At 32.9% G+C, this 6,479-nt stretch carries 6 protein-coding genes; 1 reads left to right on the top strand and 5 read right to left on the bottom strand.

Translation table 11 applies throughout. The features are described from left to right. Positions 1-145 precede the first annotated feature (145 nt). A complete protein-coding gene (locus ABH959_RS23600; protein WP_404493245.1) occupies positions 146-1,222 on the bottom strand; it encodes a helix-turn-helix domain-containing protein in 1,077 nt (358 codons plus the stop codon). A 330-nt stretch (positions 1,223-1,552) separates the two neighbouring features. On the opposite strand from ABH959_RS23600, the gene ABH959_RS23595 reads away from it, so the two are divergent. Beyond that, a complete protein-coding gene (locus ABH959_RS23595) occupies positions 1,553-2,530 on the top strand; it encodes a phosphotransferase enzyme family protein (RefSeq protein WP_404449850.1) in 978 nt (325 codons plus the stop codon). A gap of 114 nt (positions 2,531-2,644) precedes the next feature. Here ABH959_RS23595 and ABH959_RS23590 read toward each other — a convergent pair whose 3' ends face one another. From ABH959_RS23590 to ABH959_RS23575, 4 genes are all read right to left on the bottom strand, one after another. Further along, positions 2,645-3,100, bottom strand: a complete 456-nt coding sequence (locus ABH959_RS23590) for a cupin domain-containing protein (RefSeq protein ID WP_219302350.1) — start codon at positions 3,098-3,100, stop codon at positions 2,645-2,647. A gap of 246 nt (positions 3,101-3,346) precedes the next feature. Continuing rightward, entirely contained in the window at positions 3,347-4,726 is a 1,380-nt protein-coding gene (gene lpdA, locus ABH959_RS23585) for a dihydrolipoyl dehydrogenase (RefSeq protein WP_404449848.1), read from the bottom strand. 203 nt (positions 4,727-4,929) lie between these two features. Next, positions 4,930-5,526 carry a TetR/AcrR family transcriptional regulator gene (locus ABH959_RS23580; RefSeq protein ID WP_404493244.1) on the bottom strand — a complete coding sequence of 199 codons (597 nt, stop codon included), beginning with the start codon at positions 5,524-5,526 and terminating at the stop codon, positions 4,930-4,932. Between the two features lie 156 nt (positions 5,527-5,682). Further along, positions 5,683-6,390 carry a phosphotransferase family protein gene (locus ABH959_RS23575; RefSeq protein WP_219375760.1) on the bottom strand — a complete coding sequence of 236 codons (708 nt, stop codon included), beginning with the start codon at positions 6,388-6,390 and terminating at the stop codon, positions 5,683-5,685. Positions 6,391-6,479: the final 89 nt, after the last annotated feature.

The following is a 6,479-nucleotide window of genomic DNA, read 5'->3' as shown; positions in this document are numbered from 1 at the left end:
GAACTTTCTCCGATCCCAATTTTCTCTCATTATACAAGAAATACCCTATAGAATAGACTTTTTTTTCAGTGTCTATTCTATAGGGTACATTTTAAAGTATAGGTGCATCTTTTTTACTGTATTCTCTTCTAATTAGTTTCAATTTTCATCTCGCTTTATTAATAAGCTCTATATATTGTAGGTCCCCATATCCTATTGTTGGAAAAAGATTAAATAACCTTTTTAATAACTCTTGTGTTGGTAAATCTTTATTTTTGGAGATATACTTTACTACTACATTATTTTCTTTTAGCATTTCTAAATATAAATCTATCGCCTGATACATTACAAGTAGTACCTCATGAGATGGCTTTTTATGATTTACTAGAACTTCATTGTAAACAGAAAAATAGTTCCCTAATTCAAGTTCAATTTGACTAACTTTAAATTCATCCTCTCTGAAGCTATTTAAGTATACTTTTCCCTTATAACCAGACTGTTCAAGGTAAGAAAGTACTGTAAGTAGATTCATTTGGCAAAACATATCTTCACCGAACCATAAAACAATACATTTATACTCTTTCTTAAAAAGATTCTCTAAAGGATGAATAACCTTTTTCGTATAATTTTCTACAGTACCTTGGTGTCCTTCTGCCCTTGTTTTAATAAACTCATCATCAAAAATCTGTGCAGTAGTCGTATTTACACACATAGCTTCATTAAATGGAGCGTAATCACACTCCCCCATTAGTTTTTCACTTTTAAATTCTTCATACATAAATTGACCATTTAATATATTTAGTACATCTTTATCAAACAGCTCACTCTTCGCATTTCGTAACTGATCAACTTCAATTTTTCTAGAAAAATTCATTCTATCCCACTCCTTGCCATCATTGATTGAGAGTTTAATAAATGATTGAACCGGTATTTTGTTAAGTTGGAATTTTCCTGGGGTTATACCAAAAACAGTTTTAAATGCTCTACTATAAGCCTCTTGCGAAGAGTAATCGTAATCAAATGCGATATCAATTATCTTTCTATCATTCGTCAAATCTTCCGTTGATAAATACAATCTTCTAAGAAGAATATATCGTCTAATACTTATCCCTGTTACTTGATGAAATTTAAACGAACAGAAGTAAGGAGAATATCCCATATAATTAGATAATTTATCTAATGAAAACTTCTTTTTTAAATTGCCCTCAATCCATTCAATCATTAGCTGTATATGTTCATTCATTTATCCCCCTCCTCACTAAAAATTATAAGAAGTATCCACTTCTTTCTTTTGATATTTCTTGTGGTTTATAACATTAACCACTCTCTAGAACCTTTAAATATCATATGTAATTACTCATTTCATATTTTTTCAGCTATCTTATTTTGTCATACATTTACTTAACTTTCCAATAAAGTGAAACTTTATTCAGTGGGGAGTTTCTTCCTCCCCACTGATTATTATCCCATACTAATCGGGTTTTTACGGGATAAATCTTTTTTAAAGGATTCTACCAAATAAAACACGAAATTTGTAAGTTAAGGAACTAGTAGTGTTGTGAGTGGAAAATTTATGTTTGGAAAGGAAGTTAAAATGAATAATATAGAAAAAGAGATACTTAAACTAATTAATAAACTATATCCATTGGATTTTATTGAAATGACACCAATAACAAATGAAATGTATCAATGTCTCACAGCACAAGGTACTTACTTCGTTAGAATTACAAACTATAAAACATATGAAGAGCAATTAGAAGAAGTTACATATACGAACTTTTTATATCAAAAGGGCTTAGGAGTCCCTCCAATAATACCTTCTTTAAAGGCGAATTTAGTAGAGAAAATAACCTTAGACAAAGAAGTTTTTGCTGTATTATATAAAGCTGCTCCTGGTATACATTTACCAAGAAACGAATGGAATTCTAATGTATTTAAAAAGCTCGGTCAACAAATTGGAAAATTACATCGTATATCTAAAGACTTTGAAAGAGTTCAACCGGTAAATCATATAAACGATTGGTATGAAAATGAAGAGTATAATTTTCTTAACTATATCCCAAAAGAAGAAACTACTATAAGAGAAATTGCATCTGACGTTTTAACTTCTATAAAGGAGCTGCCAAAGTCCACTTCAAATTACGGCTTAATTCATGGAGATTTATGGTTAGAAAACATATTAGTGGACAATGATTTAAATTTAACAATGATTGATTTTCAAGACTGTGAAAAACATTTTTACATATTCGATTTAGCTATTCCAGTCTATAGCGCGATAGAATATTCTTTCGTTGGGAATGGCAACATAGTCGACTATGAGAATTCTATTACAAAAGCAATAATCGACGGATACCAGGAGGAAAATGATCTACCTAAAGAAATGATAGAGCAGCTTCCATTGTTTATTAAATTAAAAGAGATATTCGAATATAGTTTAATGCATATGTATTGGAATAAAGAAGAGTTAACTGAGGAGCAAGTACGGATAATGAACCTTTATAGAATAAAGATTGAAAAAAGCCATTCTTTAAACACAGTTGGTTTCCTATGAAGTACACCCAATTGTTACATTCAGTTTAACAATTGGGTGTACTTTTCTATAGATAAGTTTTCTTCAAAAGACAAAATACAAGGAGCGAAACGATATTTAATCGTACAGTGGCACCTATTTTTCAATCCATTCAACGGATTTATCTAGCTTAATACCATCCTCGATATTACTTTCTTCCAAAGTATTTGCCCTAGCTTGAATACAAATAAAATAAAGAGGTTCACTTGAATTGTTACGCCAAATTCTTTCCCCCTCTTGTGCCACCCTTATGACAGTACCCTCTTTGATTTCAAGGATTTCATCATCAATCTTGAATTCCCCTTGTCCTTTGACGAAGATATACAGCTCTTCATTTTCTCTATGCTTATGATAAAAGGGCATTGAAATGCCTGGAGGGAAAACATTTAGTGAAGCTTCCATCCCTGTACATTGTAAGTCATCTTTAAGAAATACCTTTCCAGGAGCTTTAAATGGATTTCCATTTTTATATTGAAGCAGATCCTCCCACTTTCCTACTTGAACAGCACTAAAATTTTTACCTTCCATTGTTGAATTAACAAATTGACTCATTTGTATTCTCCTCTCATATTTATTTTCCATAATTTCACTTTTTATTCTCTAATAAATGAATAAATCCTCTCACAAAAAGAAACCGAATAGTCTCTTTTTTGCGGTAAAAAAACGGCTCAATTAGCCATAATATGTTATTAAGAAGTTTATTAGTAAAGATTGTTTTTTACATATTTATTTATCTCTACATTTATTTTATTTAGAATTTCTAAAAAACGAAGCAATCCAATTTTTATTAATTAATATTTATTTAAAATTGTAAATTATGGCCTCAGCAGCTTCCATCACAATCTCACTTAAAGTTAGTTGAGCATGTGGTGTTAATGCAATATCCTCAACTGTCATGCCTGATTCAATTGCTAAACCCATTTCGGCAATTATTTCTGATGCACCATTTCCCACGATTTGAGCACCTACTAATACACCATCTTCTTTACGCACCAATAGCCTCAAGAACCCTTTTCCTTCATTTGATACAAGTGCACGACCGTTTGCTGAAAATGGGGATTGAATCACTTTTACTTCCATGCCTTCTGCCTTTGCTCGCTCTTCAGCATAACCAACTGTAGCTAATTCAGGATTTGTGAAACAAACTGCTGGAATTGCCAAGTAATCAACAAATGATAGTTCACCAGAGATAGCTTCGGCAGCTACTTTCCCTTCGTAAAATGCTTTATGTGCAAGCTGTGGACCAGCAATGATATCTCCTATAGCAAAAATGTTCGGAAGGTTAGTACGGCATTGTTGATCAACTTTTAATAAACCGCGGTCAGAAAACTCAATACCGATTTTTTCAAAACCCATATTTTCAGTATTAGGACGACGGCCAACCGTTACTAATACGTAATCAGCGTCAACTTTCTTTTCTTCACCACCAATCTCGTAGGTAACAATTACACCATTTTCAACTTCTTCTACACCTTTAGCGGATGCATCTACTATTACTGTAACACCTTTGTTTATAAGGTCTTCTTTCACAATTTGAGTCATTTGTTTATCGAAGCCAGTTAAAATATCTTTACCTCCTTCAATAATTGTTACTATAGAACCGAGGGAAGCGTAAGCAGAGCCCAATTCAGTACCAATGTAACCACCACCGATTACAACCAATTTACTTGGAACTTCAGTTAAACTAAGTGCACCTGTAGAGTTAATCACACGTTTTGTAAATTTAAATGTTGGAATTTCAACTGGGCGTGATCCAGTAGCTATAATTGCATTTTTAAATGTATATGTTTGAGTTGCATCTTTATTGGTTACTCGTATAGTGTTAGCATCCATGAAATAAGCTTCACCTTTTATCACTTCTACTTTATTGCTTTTTAATAACCCTTCTACACCACCTACTAATTTCTTTACAACGTTGTTTTTAAATTTTTGTACTTTTGCGAAGTCCACATTTACACCAGAAGAAAAAATCCCCATATTTTCTGAATGCTTTGTTTCCTCAAAACGATGACCTACAGAAATAAGTGCCTTAGATGGAATGCAGCCGACGTTAGCACATACGCCACCAAGATTCTCTCTTTCTATAATTGCCACTTGTTTCCCTAATTGTGAAGCTCTTATTGCAGCAACATATCCTCCAGGTCCAGAGCCAATTACGATTGTTTCTATTTCTCTCATATCCTTTTTCACACTCCTCCAAAATTAGAAACAGGTAGGCCGAAATTGTTCATACTCTACACATTTTTCAATTTACTATTTTGTATTAGTACCATTCTTCTCTCATCCGTTTTTTCATAGTTCCATCATAGAATTTCTATTAAGTGATCACCCCCTCAAAAAAAGAAACCGATCAGTCTCTTTTTAGCGATAAAAATTACGGCTTACTTGGCCGTAATTTGTTTTTCCAATTCATCTAAAAGTCGTGACGATACTGTATCAATATAGACTGTATCTTGGTATAAGCGTGACAAGGCAAGTGCTCCTTCAAGAGAAGAAATCCAGATGATAGCAACCTGCTTTGCTTGAGTATCTGGTTTTAACTCTCCTTGCTCAATTCCATACGTAATAATCTTTTCAATTATTCCAAGTAATTGATTCATCGCTATCTGTGCTTGTACTGCCATGAGAGGATGGGAATCATCTGCTTCTAACGTTACGTTCATGATTGGACACCCTCCAGGAAGAGGATCATTATTAATGAGAGATGTAAAAACTGAAATAAAAGTTTTTAACTTATCCAACGTATTGGATGCTTTTTTTATCTCTTCGACATAACGCACTCCCATTTGTGAAGTTGCGTGCTGAAAGGCTTGAACAGCCAAGTCATCTTTATTTTTAAAGTGACGATAAATACCCCCCTTCTCCAGCCCAGTCTCTCGCATAATATCAGAAATTGAAGAACCACTATAGCCCTTTACATTAAACAGAGCAGAGGAACGATCAAGAATCATTCTTTTTGTTAATTCACCTTTACGCATTGTGTCCCCCTAAAAGAAAACGTTTGGTCTCTTTTAAGTATATGATAAATCGAAAAGAATTGGCAAGAAAAATAACGGAGAGAATCAATGAGTAAAAAAATAAATGATTCACTATTTTAATAGGGATCAAAATAAATACTTGAAAACATCTTTTATTTACAGAGGTGTACTCTCTGCCAATCTAGCTGCGCTAATAATAGGAGCCCACTGGAAAATTTCATCTCTTAATAGACCTGTTTTTTTGCAATATATATGTAAATACATTTCAGCTAATTCCACTGAATTCTGTGAATACAATAAGTATGTCCGAAACACATCTGCACGAATATCACCTGAACTGGCATCAACCCAATCTATAATATTCACATCACCATTACTCATGATTAAATTAAACGGATGAAAATCACCATGACATACTCTAGGTTCAAATGTGATTGAATCTAACTTTTTTAATATATTTCCCTTTTGTTTTTCATCCAGATCATGTACGGAGTTAATTTGACGATAAAGCCTTTCTTCCATCGGTTCTATTTCATCCGAGCTCACAGATATAGCATGAATTTTTTGTTGTACACTAACACATATACTTATGTAATGCTCCGCTTTACTCAAATTATTAAGCAAAAGCTCACCAACACTTTCCCCTTCTACATATTCCATAATAATAGCTTGTCTACCTTGTATCTCTGTAACTTCAAATACTTTAGGAACGTGTAAACCACATGAATATGCATACTTTTGTTTTCGTGCTTCGTATAGAGATTCTGTATTAGGGAGGTATTCTTTAAACAATTTCACAACTTTATTATCACAAAGATAAATTTCAGCCGTATTTCCTTTGGCTATCGGATTTCCTAGATTCAATTCATTTCTCTCCTTACAGTAAATTAGAATAACGCCTTATAGTCCTCTATAAATTCAGTGTAATTATACTGATACCCTTCTTCATGAAA

Source organism: Bacillus sp. RC51 (assembly GCF_044908115.1).
Taxonomy (GTDB): domain Bacteria; phylum Bacillota; class Bacilli; order Bacillales; family Bacillaceae_G; genus Bacillus_A; species Bacillus_A mycoides.
Note: the sequence above shows the minus strand (reverse complement) of the source record. Positions and strands in the feature narration are given on the sequence as shown.

Coding starts and splice junctions, on each gene's coding strand:
- ABH959_RS23590 (WP_219302350.1), bottom strand. CDS start 3,100: ATGAGTCAATTTGTTAATTCAACAATGGAAGGTAAAAATTTTAGTGCT.
- ABH959_RS23595 (WP_404449850.1), top strand. CDS start 1,553: ATGTTTGGAAAGGAAGTTAAAATGAATAATATAGAAAAAGAGATACTT.
- ABH959_RS23600 (WP_404493245.1), bottom strand. CDS start 1,222: ATGAATGAACATATACAGCTAATGATTGAATGGATTGAGGGCAATTTA.
- ABH959_RS23580 (WP_404493244.1), bottom strand. CDS start 5,526: ATGCGTAAAGGTGAATTAACAAAAAGAATGATTCTTGATCGTTCCTCT.
- lpdA (WP_404449848.1), bottom strand. CDS start 4,726: ATGAGAGAAATAGAAACAATCGTAATTGGCTCTGGACCTGGAGGATAT.